Here is a 17,603-nt window from a genome sequence, read left to right as displayed (position 1 = left end):
AGACAACGAGAGAACCCATGACAGAGATCGCACTCGACATGCGCCACCACAAGCGCAGCTTTGCCGGCTACCAGCCCAAGCATTTCCTGTGGTCGGTGTCCGCCGACGGCAAGGTCGGCACCGTGACGCTGAACCGGCCCGAACGCAAGAACCCGCTGACGTTCGATTCCTACGCCGAGTTGCGCGACCTGTTCCGCGGCCTGTGCTACGCCAGCGACATCAAGGCGGTGGTGGTGACCGGCGCCGGCGGCAACTACTGCTCGGGCGGCGACGTGCACGAGATCATCGGCCCGCTGACGCGCATGTCGATGCCGGAGCTGCTCGATTTCACGCGCATGACCGGCGACCTGGTCAAGGCGATGCGCGCGTGCCCGCAGCCGGTGGTGAGCGCGGTCGACGGCATCTGCGCAGGCGCCGGGGCGATGATGGCGCTGGCTTCCGATATGCGCCTGGGCACGGCGCAGGCCAGGACCGCTTTCCTGTTCACGCGCGTCGGCCTCGCCGGTGCCGACATGGGCGCGTGCACGCTGCTGCCGCGCGTGATCGGGCAGGGCCGTGCCAGCGAGCTGCTGTACACGGGCCGCTCGATGAGCGCGGAGGAAGGGCTGCAATGGGGCTTCTTCAACGCGCTGCATCCGTCCGAAGCCGTGCTGGCGCAGGCGCAGGCGCTGGCCGCGCAACTGGCCGCCGGCCCGACCTTCGCCCATGGCGTGACCAAGAAGCTGCTGCACCAGGAATGGAATATGGGCCTGGACGAAGCCATCGAGGCCGAGGCCGAGGCGCAGGCGATCTGCATGCAGACGCGCGATTTCCGCCGCGCCTACGAGGCCTTCGTCGCCAAGACCAAGCCGGTCTTCGAAGGGGACTGAGCCGCCATGTCCGACAAGACCTACCTCGATCTGCCGCTGTTCGACGACACCCACCGCGCGCTGGAGCGCGAACTCGACGGCTGGTGCGCGCAACACCTGCACGTCGACCACAGCGATACTGACGCCGCATGCCGCGCGCTGGTGCGGCAGCTTGGAGAAGCCGGCTGGCTGCGCTACTGCGTGCCGGCCGCGCACGGCGGTGCGCTGCCGGCGCTGGATTCGCGCTCGCTGTGCTTGCTGCGCGAAACGCTGGCGCGCCATGACGGCCTGGCCGATTTCGCCTTCGCCATGCAGGGGTTGGGCTCGGGGGCGATCTCGCTGGCGGGCAGCGACGCGGTGCGCGCGCGCTATCTGCCGCGCGTGGCGCGCGGCGAGGCGATCGCCGCGTTCGCGCTGTCGGAACCCGATGCCGGCTCGGATGTGGCGGCGATGCAATGCAGCGCGCGGCTGTCGGAGGACGGCAGCCACTATGTGATCGATGGCGCCAAGACCTGGATCTCGAACGGCGGCATCGCCGACTTCTACTGCGTGTTCGTGCGCACCGGCGAGGCCCCGGGCGCGCGCGGCATCACGGCGCTGGTGGTCGACGCCGACACCCCGGGCCTGACCATCGCCGAACGCATCGACGTGATGGCGCCGCATCCGCTGGCGACGCTGCGCTTCGACCAGTGTCGCGTGCCGGTGGGCAACCGGCTGGGCGAGGCGGGGCAGGGCTTCAAGGTGGCGATGATGACGCTCGACATCTTCCGCGCTTCGGTCGCCGCGGCGGCGCTGGGCTTCGGCCGCGCCGCGCTCGACGATGCGCTGGCGCGTGCCCGCACGCGGCCGATGTTCGGCGGCGTACTGGCCGACCTGCAGCTGACCCAGGCCGCCATCGGCGACATGGCCACTGCGATCGACGCCGCGGCACTGCTGACCTACCGCGCGGCCTGGCTGCGCGATGTGAAGGGGCAGCGCACCACGCGCGAGGCGGCCATGGCCAAGATGGTCGCGACCGAGAACGCGCAGCAGGTGATCGACCGCGCGGTGCAGATGTTCGGCGGCCTCGGCGTCAAGGTCGGCACGCGCGTGGAAAGCCTGTACCGCGAGATCCGCTCGCTGCGCATCTATGAAGGCGCGACCGAAGTGCAGAAGCTGATCATCGCGCGCGAAACGCTGGCCGGGCAGCCGACCTGACATCTGACCCGCGCGCCCCCGCGCCACCCACGAACTGCCGTACCGAGACAGAGCAGACAGGAGACAAGCCATGGCGACCACAGCCCACCTCGACACCTTCGCGCGCGACCGCCTGCCGCCGCAGGACCAGTGGCCGGTGTTCCGCTTCAATGCCGACACCGACTACCCCGAGCGCATCAATGCCGCGGTGGAGCTGGTCGACCGCCACGTGCGCGAAGGACGCGGCGAGCGCATCGCCATCCGCTATCGTCGCGACGGCCGCGACGGCGGCATCGAGACCGTGACCTATGCGCAGCTCGCGGCGCTGGTGAACCGCATCGCCCATGTGCTGGTCGAGGACATGCGGCTGGTGCCCGGCAACCGTGTGCTGCTGCGCGGCCCCAACAACCTGATGATGGCGGCCAGCTGGCTGGCCACGCTGAAGGCCGGGCTGGTGGCGGTGCCGACCATGCCGCTGCTGCGCGCGAGGGAGCTCAAGCAGATCATCGACAAGGCGCAGGTCACAGCGGCGCTGTGCGATGTGCGGCTGCGCGACGAGCTCGACGCCAACCAGCAGGCCGGCGGCGAATGCCATTGCCCGAGCCTGGCGCAGACGCTGCATTTCAACGGCGAAGGCGAGGGCTCGCTGGAAGCGGCGCTGGCCGGCAAGCCGGACACCTTCGACGCCTGCGACACCGCCAGCGACGATGTCTGCCTGATCGCCTTTACCAGCGGCACCACCGGGCAGCCCAAGGGCACCATGCATTTCCATCGCGACGTGCTGGCGATGTGCGACCTGTTCCCGCGCCATGTGCTGCGCTCCACGCCGGACGACATCTTCTGCGGCACGCCGCCGATCGCCTTCACCTTCGGGCTCGGCGGCATGCTGTGCTTCCCGTTGCGCATCGGCGCCAGCACGGTGCTGGCGGAGAAGCTCACGCCCGAAACGCTGCTCGAGTTGATCCACGACTTCCGCGCCACCATCGTCTTCACCGCGCCCACCTTCTACCGGCAGATGGCGACGCTGGCGCCGCGCTTCGATATCTCCAGCCTGCGGCACAGCGTGTCCGCCGGCGAGGCGCTGCCCGATGCCACGCGGCAGAGCTGGAAAGCCGCTACCGGCATCGAGATGACCGATGGCATCGGCGGCACCGAGATGATGCACATCTTTATCTCGAGCGCCGGGGCCGAGGTCAGGCCCGGCGCGATCGGCAAGGTGGTGCCCGGCTACGTGGCGCAGATCGTCGACGAGGAGATGCGGCCGCTGCCGCCGGGCCAGGTCGGCAAGCTCGCGGTGCAGGGCCCGACCGGCTGCCGCTACCTGGACGACCCGCGCCAGGCCAATTATGTGAAGGCCGGCTGGAACCTGCCGGGCGATACCTTCGTCGCCGACGCGGACGGCTATTACTTCTACCAGGCGCGCTCCGACGACATGATCATCTCGGCCGGCTACAACATCGCCGGGCCGGAGGTGGAGAGCGCGCTGATGCAGCACGAGGCGGTCGCCGAATGCGGCGTAGTCGGCGCGCCCGACGACGGCCGCGGCCAGGTGGTCATGGCCTACGTGGTGCTGCGCGAGGGCGTGGCCGCCGACGACGCTACCCGCACCGCGCTGCAGGACCACGTCAAGCGCCAGATCGCCCCGTACAAGTATCCGCGCCGCATCGAGTTCGTGCCGGCGCTGCCGCGTACCGAGACCGGCAAGCTGCAGCGCTTCCGGCTGCGCCAGATGGCCGAGCAGGGGCCGGTCGCAAGCAATGGTGGCAAGTCACAGCAGGGGCAGCCATGAGCGACGTGTTTCGCAACACCGTGCTGGTGCGCTTCAAGCACTGCGATGCCGCCGGCATCGTGTTCTACCCGCGCTACTTCGAGATGCTCAACGACCTGATCGAGGACTGGTTCGGCGAGGCGCTGGGCTGGCCGTTCGATGCCATGCACGGCGAGGGCCGCGCCGGCGTGCCCACGGCCGAGCTGGAGTGCCGCTTCCTGGCGCCGAGCCGGCTGGGCGAGGTGCTGACGCGCGAACTGCGCGTGCTGAAGCTTGGCCAGTCCAGCTTCACGCTGGCGGTCCGCTTTGCCGGCCCGCATGACGATACCCGCATGGAAGTGACGCAAAGGCTGGTGTGCGTCGATACCGGCGCAATTGCGCCCCAGCCGCTGCCCGAAGCCGTGCGCGAGGCCATGGCGCGCTACCTGGTGGCCGCGGCATGAACCCGGATTTTCCATTGGCCCATATTCCATCCACCCATACAAGCAACCACAGGGAAACGACATGAAGATCCTGCAGCCGCCCGACTGGGCGCCGCCGCGCGGCTACGCCAACGGCATGATGACCGAGATGCAGGCCGGCAGCCGGCTGCTGTTCATCAGCGGCCAGATCGGTTGGAACAGCCAGTGCGAATTCGAGACCGACGACTTCGGCCTGCAGGTGTCGCAGACGCTGCGCAACGTCGTGGCAGTTCTGGCGGCGGGCGACGCGCGACCCGAACATATCGTGCGCATGACCTGGTATGTGAAGGACAAGGCCGAATATGTCGGCGCCTATGGGGCGATCGGCGAACATTACCGCGCCATCATCGGCCGCCACTTCCCGGCGATGACCGCGGTCGAGGTGGCGGACCTGGTCGAGCCGCGTGCCAAGGTGGAAATCGAGGTCACGGCGGTAGTGCCGCCGCGGCGGTAATCCGCCGGCGGCAGGTGCAACCGCGCATGCGAGAACGGGCAGCGCGGCGGCGGCCGGCGCGGCGGGATTGCCGCCTGCCGCGCGCAAGTCCTTGAAAACTTGAGAAATTGGGTGGCTCGGGATATAATTCGAAAGTTTCGCTTTCAGAACCCTTCACCCTAGCGCCTACCGCTTTCCACCTTCCGCCGCCCCCATTCGCGCCGCCGTTGCCGTCTGCATCAGATGTGACGCAATTAGCACGCCGCGACCGGATCCGACCGCATCGGCGCAATGCCGCTGCCGCCGTCACGGATCCAGCCTGGGAGGCACGAGGCGTCGATTGGTCGGTCACGGGGTGAGTCCAGCAGGAGCCTACCCGTGTTACCGTCTTTTCCGTCCGCCATTCTCGCGCTAGCAGACGGCACGGTCTTTCGTGGCTATTCCATTGGCGCTTCCGGCCATACCATCGGCGAAGTGGTGTTCAACACCGCCATCACCGGTTACCAGGAAATTCTCACCGACCCGAGCTATTCGCGGCAGATCGTCACGCTGACGTATCCGCATATCGGCAACTACGGTGTCAATCCTGAGGATGTCGAAGCCACGAAAGTCCATGCCGCCGGCCTGATCATCAAGGATCTGCCGATCCTGGCCTCCAATTTCCGCAAGGAACACACCCTGGCCCACTACCTGAAGCAGGAGAAGGTGGTGGCCATCGCCGGCATCGATACGCGCAAGCTGACGCGTATCCTGCGCGAGAAGGGCGCCCAGAACGGCTGCATCCTGGCCGGCGAGGACAACGTGCAAAAGGCCATCGACCTGGCCCGCTCGTTCCCCGGCCTGGCCGGCATGGACCTGGCCAAGGTGGTGTCGGTCAAGGAACCGTACGAATGGACCCAGTCCGAATGGAAGCTGGGCGAGGGCTACGGCAAGCAGCAGCAGCCGCAGTTCCACGTGGTCGCCTATGACTACGGTGTCAAGTACAACATCCTGCGCATGCTGGCCGAGCGCGGCTGCAAGGTCACGGTGCTGCCGGCCCAGGCAAGCGCGGCCGACGCGCTGGCGCTGAATCCGGACGGCGTGTTCCTGTCCAACGGCCCCGGCGACCCAGAGCCGTGCGACTACGCCATCGCCGCCACGCGCGAGTTCATCGAGCGCGGCATCCCGACCTTCGGCATCTGCCTGGGCCACCAGATCATGGCCCTGGCGGTCGGCGCCAAGACCCTGAAGATGAAGTTCGGCCACCACGGCGCCAACCATCCGGTCAAGGACCTGGACGACGGCCGCGTGGTGATCACCTCGCAGAACCACGGCTTCGCGGTCGATGCCGACACGCTGCCTGCCAACGTGCGCGTCACGCACAAGTCGCTGTTCGACGGCTCGCTGCAGGGTTTCGCGCTGACCGACAAGCCGGCGTTCTGCTTTCAGGGGCACCCGGAAGCCTCGCCCGGCCCGAACGACGTGGCTTACCTGTTCGACCGCTTCATCCAGCTGATGACCGACGCGCGCAAGTAAGCGAGCCAATGAGCGCGCGGGCACAGCGAGAGAGATACAGGGACATCCCATGAACGCCTTCATGCATACCGCTTTCGGCATCACCGACTTCTGGACCTATGTGCTGGGCACGATCTTAATCGTGCTGCTGCCGGGCCCGAACTCGATGTACGTGCTGTCGGTGGCGGCGCAGCGCGGCGTGCGCGCCGGCTACAAGGGCGCGTGCGGGGTGTTCCTGGGGGACGCGGTGCTGATGGTGCTGTCGGCGGCGGGCGTGGCCTCGCTGCTCAAGGCCAGCCCGGCGCTGTTCTACGTGGTGAAGTACGTGGGTGCGGCCTATCTGGCGTGGATCGGCTTCAACATGCTGCGCGGCGCGCTGCGCAGCTGGGCCGCGCGCGGCGATGCCGCCGGCGCGGCGGTGCCTGCGGCCACGCCGGACCAGTCCGACCCGTTCCGCAAGGCGCTGCTGATCAGCCTGCTGAACCCGAAGGCGATCCTGTTCTTTATCTCGTTCTTCATCCAGTTCGTCGACCCGGCCTTCGCTTACCCGGTGCTGTCGTTCGGCGTGCTGGGGCTGGTGTGCCAGATCTGCAGCTTTGCCTACCTGACCACGATCATCTTCGTGGGGGCGAAGCTGGCCGAGGCGTTCCGGCGCCGGCGCCGGCTGTCGGCCGGCATGGCCAGCGGGGTAGGGGCGATGTTCATCGGCTTCGGCGCCAAGCTGGCCACGGCCACGATGAACTGAGCCAGACCACATTTTCGAATCCGGACGGATTCCCTGATTACCGGCGCGGTCCGCAGGCAAGGCGGGCCGGCCCATAAAGAGAGCGTGCAATGCCAAAACGCACAGACATCAAGAGCATCCTGATCATCGGCGCGGGCCCCATCATCATCGGCCAGGCGTGCGAGTTCGACTATTCCGGCGCCCAGGCCTGCAAGGCCCTGCGCGAGGAAGGCTTCAAGGTCATCCTGGTCAACTCCAACCCGGCGACCATCATGACCGACCCGGCCACGGCCGATGTGACCTACATCGAGCCGATCACCTGGGAGGTGGTCGAACGCATCATCGAGAAGGAGCGCCCGGATGCGATCCTGCCGACCATGGGCGGCCAGACCGCGCTGAACTGCGCGCTGGACCTGCATCGCCATGGCGTGCTGGACAAGTACAAGGTGGAACTGATCGGCGCGTCGCCCGAGGCCATCGACAAGGCCGAGGACCGCCAGAAGTTCAAGGACGCGATGACCAAGATCGGCCTGGGTTCGGCCAAGTCCGGCATCGCCCACTCGATGGACGAGGCCGTGGCCGTGCAGGCGCGCATCGCCCAGGACACCGGCACCAGCGGCTACCCGATCGTGATCCGCCCGTCGTTCACGCTGGGCGGCACCGGCGGCGGCATCGCCTACAACCGCGAAGAGTTCGAAGAGATCTGCAAGCGCGGCCTGGACCTGTCGCCGACGCGCGAGTTGCTGATCGAGGAATCGCTGCTGGGCTGGAAAGAGTATGAGATGGAAGTGGTCCGCGACAAGCAGGACAACTGCATCATCATCTGCTCGATCGAGAACCTGGATCCGATGGGCATCCACACCGGCGACTCGATCACCATCGCGCCGGCGCAGACCCTGACCGACAAGGAATACCAGATCCTGCGCAACGCCTCGCTGGCGGTGCTGCGCGAGATCGGCGTCGATACCGGCGGTTCCAACGTGCAGTTCTCGATCAACCCGAAGGACGGTCGCATGATCGTCATCGAGATGAACCCGCGCGTGTCGCGTTCGTCGGCGCTGGCCTCCAAGGCCACCGGCTTCCCGATCGCCAAGGTGGCGGCCAAGCTGGCGGTGGGCTACACCCTCGACGAGCTGAAGAACGAGATCACCGGCGGTGCCACCCCGGCCTCGTTCGAGCCTTCGATCGACTACGTCGTCACCAAGGTGCCGCGCTTCGCCTTCGAGAAATTCCCGCAGGCCGACAGCCACCTGACCACCCAGATGAAGTCGGTGGGCGAGGTGATGGCGATGGGCCGCACCTTCCAGGAGTCGTTCCAGAAGGCCCTGCGCGGGCTGGAAGTGGGCGTCGACGGCCTGGACGAGAAGTCCACCGACCGCGACGAGATCGTCGAGGAGATCGGCGAGCCGGGCCCGGACCGGATCTGGTACGTGGGCGACGCGTTCCGCCTGGGCATGTCGCTGGAAGAGGTCTATCACGAGACTGCCATCGATCCGTGGTTCCTGGCCCAGATCGAGGACATCGTCCGCACCGAAGGCCTGGTCAAGTCGCGCACGCTCGACAGCCTGTCGACCGCCGAACTTCGCTTCCTGAAGCAGAAGGGCTTCTCCGACCGCCGCCTGGCGCGGCTGCTGAAGACCGACGCCAAGGCCGTGCGCGAGGCGCGCATCGCCCAGAACGTGCGCCCGGTGTACAAGCGCGTCGACACCTGCGCGGCCGAGTTCGCCACCAACACCGCCTACATGTACTCGACCTACGAGGCCGAGCATGGCGAGTGCGAGGCCGCGCCGACCGACAAGAAGAAGATCATGGTGCTGGGCGGCGGCCCCAACCGGATCGGCCAGGGCATCGAGTTCGACTACTGCTGCGTGCACGCCGCGCTGGCGCTGCGCGAAGACGGGTACGAGACCATCATGGTCAACTGCAACCCGGAAACCGTGTCGACCGACTATGACACCTCGGACCGCCTGTACTTCGAGCCGCTGACGCTGGAAGACGTGCTCGAGATCGTCGACAAGGAAAAGCCGGTCGGCGTGATCGTGCAGTACGGCGGCCAGACCCCGCTGAAGCTGGCGCTGGACCTGGAGCGCAACGGCGTGCCCATCATCGGCACCAGCCCTGACATGATCGACGCGGCCGAAGACCGCGAGCGCTTCCAGAAGCTGCTGCAGGACCTGGGCCTGCGCCAGCCGCCCAACCGCACCGCGCGTGCCGAGGACGAAGCGCTGCGCCTGGCCGAGGAAATCGGCTACCCGCTGGTGGTGCGCCCGTCGTACGTGCTGGGCGGCCGCGCCATGGAAATCGTGCATGAGCCGCGCGACCTCGAACGCTACATGCGCGAGGCGGTCAAGGTCTCGAACGATTCCCCGGTGCTGCTCGACCGCTTCCTGAACGACGCCATCGAGTGCGATGTCGACGCCTTGTGCGACGGCAAGCGCGTCTTTATCGGCGGCGTGATGGAGCATATCGAGCAGGCCGGCGTGCACTCGGGCGACTCCGCCTGCTCACTGCCGCCGTACTCGCTGTCGGCCGAGACCGTGGCCGAGCTGAAGCGCCAGACAGCGGCCATGGCCAAGGCGCTGAACGTGGTCGGCCTGATGAACGTGCAGTTCGCGATCCAGCAGAACAACGGCGTCGACACCGTCTACGTGCTCGAAGTGAATCCGCGCGCCTCGCGTACCGTGCCGTACGTGTCCAAGGCCACCGGCATGCAATTGGCCAAGATCGCGGCGCGCTGCATGGCGGGCCAGTCGCTGGACGAGCAGGGCGTGGCCGACGAGGTCATCCCGCCGTACTACAGCGTCAAGGAAGCGGTGTTCCCGTTCAACAAGTTCCCGGGCGTCGATCCGGTCCTCGGACCTGAAATGCGTTCGACCGGCGAAGTGATGGGCGTGGGCAAGAGCTTCGGCGAGGCCCTGTTCAAGAGCCAGCTGGCCGCGGGCTCGCGCCTGCCGGAGAAGGGCGCCGTGCTGATCACCGTGAAGGACAGCGACAAGCCGCGCGCCGTGGCCGTGGCGCGCATGCTGCACGACATGGGCTACCCGATCGTCGCCACGCGCGGCACCGCCTCGGCGATCGAGGCCGCCGGCATCCCGGTCAAGGTGGTCAACAAGGTCAAGGACGGCCGTCCGCATATCGTGGACATGATCAAGAACGGCGAGCTGGCGCTGGTGTTCACCACCGTGGACGAAACCCGCGGCGCGATCGCCGATTCGCGCTCGATCCGTATCTCGGCGCTGGCCCACCGCATTCCTTACTACACCACCATCGCCGGCGCCCGCGCCGCGGTGGAAGGCCTGAAGCACATGCAGAGCCTGGAGGTCTACGACCTGCAGGGCCTGCATGCCTCGCTGGCCTGAGGCCGTCAAGGTAACCAGGCAACACATGGCAACAGGGCGGGCCGCATTGCGGCGGCCGCGCCCCGGGAAGCCCGCCGCAGTTGCTGCCGGCGGGCTTCCTGGCCTAAACTACGTCAAATTCGTCGATCGAACCGGCGTGCCCGCGTTCGATCCTGTCTGAAAGCCGCGGTTGAGCGGAAGTGCCCTGGCGGGGTTTGCCGGGGATGGCTCCAGCTCCGCTGCGGCTCATTTTTTTGTTGAACGAAGACATGAGCACCATTCCGATTACCAAGCGTGGCGCAGAGCTCCTGAAGGAGGAGCTGCAGCGCCTGAAGGCTGTCGAGCGTCCGGCGGTGATCAATGCCATCTCGGAAGCGCGCGCCCAGGGCGACCTGTCTGAAAATGCCGAGTACGACGCCGCCAAGGAAAAGCAGGCCTTTATCGAAGGCCGCATCCTGGAAGTGGAGGCCAAGCTGTCGGCCGCGCAGATCATCGACCCGACCCAGCTCGATACCGATGGCCGCATCGTCTTTGGCGCGACTGTCGACCTGGAAGACCTGGAGTCCGGCAATCCGGTCAGCTACCAGATCGTCGGCGATGACGAGGCTGACCTCGATGCCGGCAAGATCTCGGTCAGCTCGCCGATTGCGCGCGCGCTGATCGGCAAGTTCGAAGGCGACGTCGCCACCGTGCTGGCCCCGGGCGGCGAGCGCGAATACGAAGTCATTACCGTTCGCTACATCTGATGCCGGCCCGGCCGGCGGGCTTGCGCCTGCGCCGGCCACCGGAAAGGCCGGCTTGTGTTCTCCACTTCTTATAACAACCTGCCGCCGCTGCCGCACCGCATCTTCCTGCTGCTGACGGTGGCGTGGGCGGGCAGCCTGTGGACCGTGGGCTACATGGTGGCGCCGACACTGTTTTCGGTGCTGCCCAGCCGCGAGATGGCGGGCATGATCGCCGGGCACCTGTTCCATACCGAGGCCATCGTCGGCGTGACCATCGGCGTGCTGCAGCTGGTGCTGTGCAACGTGATGATCCGGCGCGGCGCGCAGCGCTACCGCGGTTTGCGCTGGCTGGTGCTGGGCATGCTGTGCTGCGTGCTGGTCGGCTACTTCGGCACCCAGCCGTTCATGGGCAGCCTGAAGGAAAAGGCGGTGGCGCTGGGCGTGGGGGTGTCGGAATCCCCGTACAAGGCGCAATTCGGCATGCTGCACGGCGTGTCGAGCGCCTTTTACCTGCTGCAGAGCCTGCTGGCGCTGGCCCTGGTGTGGCGCGCTTCGGCGCCGCGTTCGGCCGGGGAGTGAGTCTGGCAGCGGGGCGCCTGGCGGCGCCCGCTTGAGTACCCCCGGTGCTTAGCCCAGGGACTTCTTCTTCTGACTGGTCGGGCGTGCGCGCGCGCGCTTCACATTGCCGCCGGCGGTGACGCGCTCATTGCCGAGCACCGTGACTTCCTTGCGGGTCGGACGGCGATTGGGCGCGGCACTGGGCTTCTTCACCGTCACCGTGCGCGGGGCGGCGCCGCCGCGGCGGGCGGGCGTGTGCCGGCCGAGGTCTTCGGCCTGGTTTTCCTTCAGGCGGGCTTCGCCCGGACGCCAGACCACCAGCAGCTTGCCGATATGCTGGATCGGCGCGGCGCTGAGCTGGTCGCAGATTTCTTCGTAGATGGCGATGCGGGCTTCGCGGTCGTCGCCGAACACGCGGATCTTGATCAGGTCGTGCGCGGCCAGGCTGCGGTCGATTTCGGCCAGCACGGCGCGGGTCAGGCCTTCGGCGCCGACCATCACGACCGGGTTCAGGGCATGGGCACGGGAGCGCAGGTCGGAGCGCTGGGCAGGGACGAGTTGTAGAGCAGGCATAGGTTGGCGCCGGATAAGGCGCTTGAAATAGTGATAGAGCGCTTGGCGCTGGTAATCGGGCGCTGCCGCCCGCGCCGGTCGTGACACGGCGCACGGGAACAGGCTGCCGGCGGCCACCGGTGGGCGGCAAGCCGGGATGCGGATTGGCGCGTATTATCCGTCAATCCGGCACTGTCGGGCAGCAAAATCATCAAAACAGTAGGAAAACCTGCGCCACCGGCCCGACCGGCGCGCGCGGGCAGGGAACAGGCTGGTATCTGGCATGGCAAAGAACAAGTTCAACCACTCGTGGCTGCACGACCACATCAACGATCCATACGTGAAAATGGCGCAGCGCGAGGGCTACCGCGCCCGCGCGGCATACAAGCTCAAGGAGATCGACGAGCAGGACAAGCTGATCCGCCCGGGCCAGGTCATTGTCGACCTGGGCGCGGCGCCGGGCAGCTGGAGCCAGTACGCCCGCAACAAGCTGGCCGACTCGCCGCGGGCCAAGGATGGCCGGATCGACGGCGCGGTCGTCGCAATCGACCTGCTGCCGATGGAACCTGTCGCCGACGTCACTTTCATCCAGGGCGACTTCCGCGAGGAATCGGTCTTCCGTGAGCTCGAAAGTGTGGTGCTGGACGCTTCCGGCGGCGACAAGATCGACCTTGTTTTGTCCGACATGGCCCCCAACTTGTCCGGTGTGGCCTCCGCCGACGCCGCCCGGATCGAGTACCTGTGCGACCTGGCGCTTGAATTCGCTCAGGCCCACCTTAAGCCGGAGGGAGCATTGCTGGTAAAGTGTTTCCACGGGAGCGGCTACAGCCAGATCGTGGAAAAGTTCAAACGGCAGTTCAAAGTGGTCGCGAAGCGCAAGCCCAAGGCGTCGCGCGACAAGTCTTCCGAAACCTTTATCCTTGGGCGCTACCTGAAGACAGTGGATTGACCGATCTCGATACAAGCCAGGGCGGAAGAAGAAATGTAGAGGGAAAACCCCTCACCCGGTGCTATCGGCATCATAGTTTCTCTGTTTCCCCTCGAGGGCGGGGGCTGCATTACAATGCAGCTATCCGTTGGCAAGGCAATTGCAAAGGAGTTCGGCCTTGAATAACAACCTGTTTCAAAAGGCGGCAATCTGGCTCGTGATCGCGCTGGTGTTGTTTACCGTCTTCAAGCAGTTCGACAAGCCCCGTGCGCAGGACAGCGTCACCTATTCGCAGTTCATGGATGACGCCAAGAACGGCAAGGTGTCGCGCGTCGACGTGCAGGGCCGCAACCTGGTGGTCTCGCCCAAGGAAGGGGCAAAGTACACCATCATCTCGCCGGGCGACATCTGGATGGTCGGCGACCTGATGAAGTACGGCGTGCAGGTCACCGGCAAGGCGGACGACGAACCCAACGTGCTGGTCCAGGCCCTGTACTACCTCGGGCCGACCCTGCTGATCATCGTGTTCTGGTTCTACATGATGCGTCAGATGCAGGGTGGCGGAAAAGGCGGCGCATTCTCATTCGGCAAGTCGCGTGCGCGGCTGATCGACGAGAACCAGAACGCCGTCACGTTCCAGGACGTGGCCGGCTGCGACGAGTCCAAGGAAGAAGTGGTCGAGCTGGTCGACTTCCTCAAGGATCCGCAGAAATTCCAGAAGCTGGGCGGCCGTATCCCGCGCGGCGTGCTGCTGGTCGGCCCTCCGGGCACCGGCAAGACGCTGCTGGCGCGCGCCATCGCCGGCGAGGCCAAGGTGCCGTTCTTCAGCATCTCCGGTTCCGACTTCGTTGAAATGTTCGTCGGCGTGGGTGCGGCGCGTGTGCGCGACATGTTCGAGAACGCCAAGAAGCAGGCCCCCTGCATCGTGTTCATCGATGAAATCGACGCGGTCGGCCGACATCGCGGCGCCGGCATGGGCGGCGGCAACGACGAGCGCGAGCAGACCCTGAACCAGATGCTGGTCGAGATGGACGGCTTCGAGGCCAACTCGGGCGTGATCGTGATCGCCGCCACCAACCGTGCCGACGTGCTCGACAAGGCGCTGCTGCGCCCGGGCCGTTTCGACCGCCAGGTCTACGTGGGCCTGCCGGACATCCGTGGCCGCGAGCAGATCCTGAAGGTCCATATGCGCAAGGTGCCGATCGGCAACGACGTCGACGCGTCGGTGATCGCGCGTGGCACCCCGGGCTTCTCGGGTGCCGACCTGGCCAACCTGGTCAACGAGGCCGCGCTGTTTGCCGCCCGCCGCAACAAGCGCGTGGTCGACATGCAGGACTTCGAGGACGCCAAGGACAAGATCTACATGGGTCCGGAGCGCAAGTCGACGGTGATGCGCGAGGAAGAGCGCCGCGCCACGGCTTACCACGAGTCCGGCCATGCGGTGGTGGCCAAGCTGCTGCCCAAGGCCGACCCGGTGCACAAGGTCACCATCATGCCGCGTGGCTGGGCGCTGGGCGTGACCTGGCAGCTGCCGGAGCATGACAAGTATTCGAAGTACAAGGACAGCATGCTGGAAGAGGTGGCCATCCTGTTCGGTGGCCGCGCGGCGGAAGAGGTCTTCCTCAACGCCATGAGCACCGGCGCTTCCAACGACTTCGAGCGCGCCACCAAGATTGCGCGCGACATGGTGACCCGCTTCGGCATGAGCGATTCGCTGGGTGCGATGGTCTACGTCGATACCGAGCAGGACGGCATGTTCGGCAAGCTGTCGTCGAAGACCGTGTCGGAAGCCACGCAGCAGAAGGTCGACGCCGAGATCCGCCGCATCATCGACGAGCAATACGCGCTGGCCAAGCGCCTGCTCGAAGAGAACCGCGACAAGGTCGAAGCCATGACCAACGCGCTGATGGAATGGGAAACCATCGATGCCGACCAGGTCAACGACATCATGGCCGGCAAGCCGCCGCGTCCGCCGCGCAGCGCGTCGGGCCCGAACGGTGGCGGCAGCACGCCCTCGGGCGGCTCGCCGGTGGCGCCGACCAACGCGCCCGCCACGGCCTGACCTGGCGCGCGTCCCACTGACGACGCTGTAGCGATGGCTGTGTAGTGCCTGTCCCATGAAGCCGGTGCCTGGTGCACCGGCTTTTCCTTTTTTGCGCGGCGAACCCGCGCGCGCATCGCCGAAGCCTTCCTATCTTGCAGCAGACGACCCAGACCCGGCACTTCCAGTGCGGCCGTTTCCGTTTTGCCCTGGACCAGCGTCCGCTGGTGATGGGCATTCTCAACGTCACGCCCGACTCCTTCTCCGACGGCGGCCAGCACGCCAGCCGCGATGCGGCGCTGCGCCATGCCGAGCAGATGATTGCCGAGGGGGTGGACATCATCGACATCGGCGGAGAATCCAGCCGGCCCGGTTCGGCGGCGCTGCCGCTGGAAAACGAACTGGCGCGCGTGATTCCCGTGGTGGAAGCGCTGCGCGACTGCGGCAAGCCGCTGTCGATCGACACCTACAAGCCGGAAGTCATGCGCGCCGCGCTTGCGGCCGGAGCCGATCTCATCAACGATATCTGGGGCTTGCGCATGCCCGGCGCGGTCGAGGCGGTGGCGGGCGGGCAAGCGGGCCTGTGCGTGATGCATATGCAGCGCGATCCGCAGACCATGCAGGAAGACCCGCACTACGACGATGTGGTCGCAGAAGTCGCGCACTTCCTGGCCGGGCGCGTCGCCGTGCTGCGCGCTGCCGGGATCGACGATGCCCGGATCTGCCTCGATCCGGGATTTGGTTTCGGCAAGACACCGGATCATAATTTGCGCCTGCTCGGGCAGTTGCCGCAGCTGGCGCTCGACGGCCTGCCGGTGCTGGCGGGCATCTCGCGCAAGTCCACGCTGGGCGCCATCCTGGGCGGCCGGCCGCCGCAGCAGCGCATCGCCGCCAGCATTGCCGCGGCGGTCTGTGCGGTGGAGCGCGGTGCATTGATCGTGCGGGTGCATGATGTGCAGCAGACCGTCGATGCCGTGAAGACCTGGTGGGCCGTGCGCAACGAATCCGTCAGCGCGGGCTGAGCCGGGCGCCGACGCTGGTCAGCGCCACCAAGACAGAACACAGAAGAGAAAAGGAAACAAGGAATGACACGCAAGTATTTCGGGACCGACGGCGTGCGGGGCAAGGTCGGCGAGGCGCCGATCACGCCGGACTTCGTGATGCGGCTGGGCCATGCCGCGGGCAAGGTGCTGGCGCATGGCGCCAGGACCGGGCAGGGCAAGCCTACCGTGCTGATCGGCAAGGACACGCGCATTTCCGGCTACATGCTGGAAGCCGCGCTCGAAGCCGGGTTTACCTCGGCGGGCGTGCATGTGCTGCTCACCGGCCCGCTCCCGACCCCCGGCATCGCCTACCTGACGCGGGCGCTGCGGCTGTCGGCGGGCGTGGTGATTTCGGCCAGCCACAATCCCTACTACGACAACGGCATCAAGTTCTTCTCGGCCAGCGGCGACAAGCTGCCCGACGCGGTCGAGGCGGCGATCGAGGCGGCGCTCGACGAGCCCATGGTGTGCGCCCCGTCCGACGACCTGGGGCGCGCCCGCCGCATCGACGATGCCGCCGGCCGCTATATCGAATTCTGCAAGAGCACCTTCCCGTACGAGCAGGACCTGCATGGCCTGAAGCTGGTGGTCGACTGCGCCCATGGCGCGGCCTATCACATTGCGCCGCCGGTGTTCCATGAGCTCGGCGCCGACGTGGTCGCCATCGGCAACCAGCCGAACGGCCGCAATATCAACGCCGGTTACGGCGCGACCGCGCCGGAGAAGCTGATCGAGGCGGTCAAGGCCAACGGCGCGGACCTGGGCCTGGCCTTCGATGGCGACGCGGACCGGCTGCAGGTGGTGGATGCCGATGGCCGCCTCTACAACGGCGACGAGTTGCTGTATCTGATCGTGCGCGACCGCCAGGCCGCCGGCCAGGCGGTTCCCGGCGCGGTCGGCACGCTGATGACCAATATGGCGGTGGAGTTGGCGCTCAAGCGCGAGGGCGTCGACTTCGTGCGCGCCAAGGTGGGCGATCGCTATGTGCTGGAGGAATTGAACAAGCGCAAGTGGACGCTGGGCGGCGAAGGCTCCGGCCACCTGCTGTGCCTGGATCGCCACAGCACCGGCGACGGTATCGTGTCGGCGCTGCAGGTGCTGGGCGCACTGCGCCGCAGCGGCAAGACCCTGGCGCAACTGCTCGATGGCGTGAAGCTGTTCCCGCAGACGCTGATCAATGTGCGTGTGCAGAAGGGTTTCGACTGGCAGACCCATGCCGGCCTGCAGGCGGCCCGTGCCGCGGTGGAACCGGAACTGGAGGGCCGCGGCCGGGTGCTGATCCGTGCTTCCGGCACCGAGCCCGTGGTGCGCGTGATGGTCGAGGCGGAGCAGGCCGAGATGGCCGAGCGCGCGGCCAGGAAGCTGGCGGACGCGCTGGGTGCCTGATAGCGCCCCTCCCAGAAACGAACGCCGGGCTTGCCCGGCGTTTTTTTACACAACTACGCAATTAACCGCCGTCATATTCGCCACACGTCAGAGCGGAATCCTCCCGTCATTACCTTGCTGCAGGCCAG

15 protein-coding genes are annotated in these 17,603 nt (G+C 66.7%); 14 read left to right on the top strand and 1 reads right to left on the bottom strand.

Going from position 1 to position 17,603, the window contains the following annotated elements:
- Window positions 1-17: 17 nt before the first annotated feature.
- From ACEI37_RS21230 to ACEI37_RS21185, 10 genes are all read left to right on the top strand, one after another.
- A complete protein-coding gene (locus tag ACEI37_RS21230; RefSeq protein ID WP_373378039.1) occupies window positions 18-869 on the top strand; it encodes an enoyl-CoA hydratase family protein in 852 nt (283 codons plus the stop codon).
- Window positions 870-875: 6 nt separating this feature from the next.
- Window positions 876-2,045 (top strand): acyl-CoA dehydrogenase family protein, encoded by a 1,170-nt coding sequence (locus tag ACEI37_RS21225; protein WP_373378038.1) that lies wholly within the window; start codon window positions 876-878, stop codon window positions 2,043-2,045.
- 70 nt (window positions 2,046-2,115) lie between these two features.
- Entirely contained in the window at window positions 2,116-3,813 is a 1,698-nt protein-coding gene (locus ACEI37_RS21220) for an AMP-binding protein (RefSeq protein ID WP_373378037.1), read from the top strand.
- Entirely contained in the window at window positions 3,810-4,235 is a 426-nt protein-coding gene (locus ACEI37_RS21215; protein WP_373378036.1) for an acyl-CoA thioesterase, read from the top strand. The genes ACEI37_RS21220 and ACEI37_RS21215 overlap by 4 nt, the downstream gene beginning before the upstream one ends.
- A gap of 61 nt (window positions 4,236-4,296) precedes the next feature.
- The gene (locus ACEI37_RS21210; protein WP_373378035.1) at window positions 4,297-4,707 is read left to right on the top strand and encodes a RidA family protein; all 411 of its coding nucleotides are present in this window, start codon (window positions 4,297-4,299) and stop codon (window positions 4,705-4,707) included.
- A gap of 357 nt (window positions 4,708-5,064) precedes the next feature.
- Complete coding sequence (carA, locus tag ACEI37_RS21205; protein WP_062800720.1) at window positions 5,065-6,201, top strand: glutamine-hydrolyzing carbamoyl-phosphate synthase small subunit; 1,137 nt, start codon at window positions 5,065-5,067, stop codon at window positions 6,199-6,201.
- 49 nt (window positions 6,202-6,250) lie between these two features.
- Window positions 6,251-6,925 carry a leucine efflux protein LeuE gene (leuE, locus tag ACEI37_RS21200; protein ID WP_373378034.1) on the top strand — a complete coding sequence of 225 codons (675 nt, stop codon included), beginning with the start codon at window positions 6,251-6,253 and terminating at the stop codon, window positions 6,923-6,925.
- 89 nt (window positions 6,926-7,014) lie between these two features.
- The gene (carB, locus tag ACEI37_RS21195) at window positions 7,015-10,263 is read left to right on the top strand and encodes a carbamoyl-phosphate synthase large subunit (RefSeq protein WP_373378033.1); all 3,249 of its coding nucleotides are present in this window, start codon (window positions 7,015-7,017) and stop codon (window positions 10,261-10,263) included.
- Between the two features lie 248 nt (window positions 10,264-10,511).
- Complete coding sequence (greA, locus tag ACEI37_RS21190; protein WP_018007830.1) at window positions 10,512-10,988, top strand: transcription elongation factor GreA; 477 nt, start codon at window positions 10,512-10,514, stop codon at window positions 10,986-10,988.
- 54 nt (window positions 10,989-11,042) lie between these two features.
- The gene (locus tag ACEI37_RS21185; RefSeq protein WP_373378032.1) at window positions 11,043-11,546 is read left to right on the top strand and encodes a DUF4149 domain-containing protein; all 504 of its coding nucleotides are present in this window, start codon (window positions 11,043-11,045) and stop codon (window positions 11,544-11,546) included.
- A 48-nt stretch (window positions 11,547-11,594) separates the two neighbouring features.
- On the opposite strand, the gene ACEI37_RS21180 is transcribed toward ACEI37_RS21185, so the two are convergent.
- The gene (locus ACEI37_RS21180) at window positions 11,595-12,098 is read right to left on the bottom strand and encodes a YhbY family RNA-binding protein (protein ID WP_111517611.1); all 504 of its coding nucleotides are present in this window, start codon (window positions 12,096-12,098) and stop codon (window positions 11,595-11,597) included.
- 262 nt (window positions 12,099-12,360) lie between these two features.
- Here ACEI37_RS21180 and ACEI37_RS21175 point away from each other — a divergent pair, with 262 nt between their 5' ends.
- From ACEI37_RS21175 to glmM, 4 genes are all read left to right on the top strand, one after another.
- Entirely contained in the window at window positions 12,361-13,026 is a 666-nt protein-coding gene (locus ACEI37_RS21175) for an RlmE family RNA methyltransferase (RefSeq protein ID WP_373378031.1), read from the top strand.
- A 157-nt stretch (window positions 13,027-13,183) separates the two neighbouring features.
- Window positions 13,184-15,067, top strand: coding sequence for an ATP-dependent zinc metalloprotease FtsH (gene ftsH, locus ACEI37_RS21170; protein WP_012353229.1), 1,884 nt, complete (start codon window positions 13,184-13,186; stop codon window positions 15,065-15,067).
- 209 nt (window positions 15,068-15,276) lie between these two features.
- Window positions 15,277-16,068, top strand: a complete 792-nt coding sequence (gene folP, locus ACEI37_RS21165) for a dihydropteroate synthase (RefSeq protein ID WP_373380292.1) — start codon at window positions 15,277-15,279, stop codon at window positions 16,066-16,068.
- Window positions 16,069-16,131: 63 nt separating this feature from the next.
- On the top strand, window positions 16,132-17,475 hold the full coding sequence (glmM, locus tag ACEI37_RS21160; RefSeq protein WP_373378030.1) for a phosphoglucosamine mutase: 1,344 nt from the start codon (window positions 16,132-16,134) through the stop codon (window positions 17,473-17,475).
- Window positions 17,476-17,603 lie beyond the last annotated feature (128 nt).

The organism is Cupriavidus nantongensis, from assembly GCF_041726985.1.
Taxonomy (GTDB): domain Bacteria; phylum Pseudomonadota; class Gammaproteobacteria; order Burkholderiales; family Burkholderiaceae; genus Cupriavidus; species Cupriavidus nantongensis_A.
Note: the sequence above shows the minus strand (reverse complement) of the source record. Positions and strands in the feature narration are given on the sequence as shown.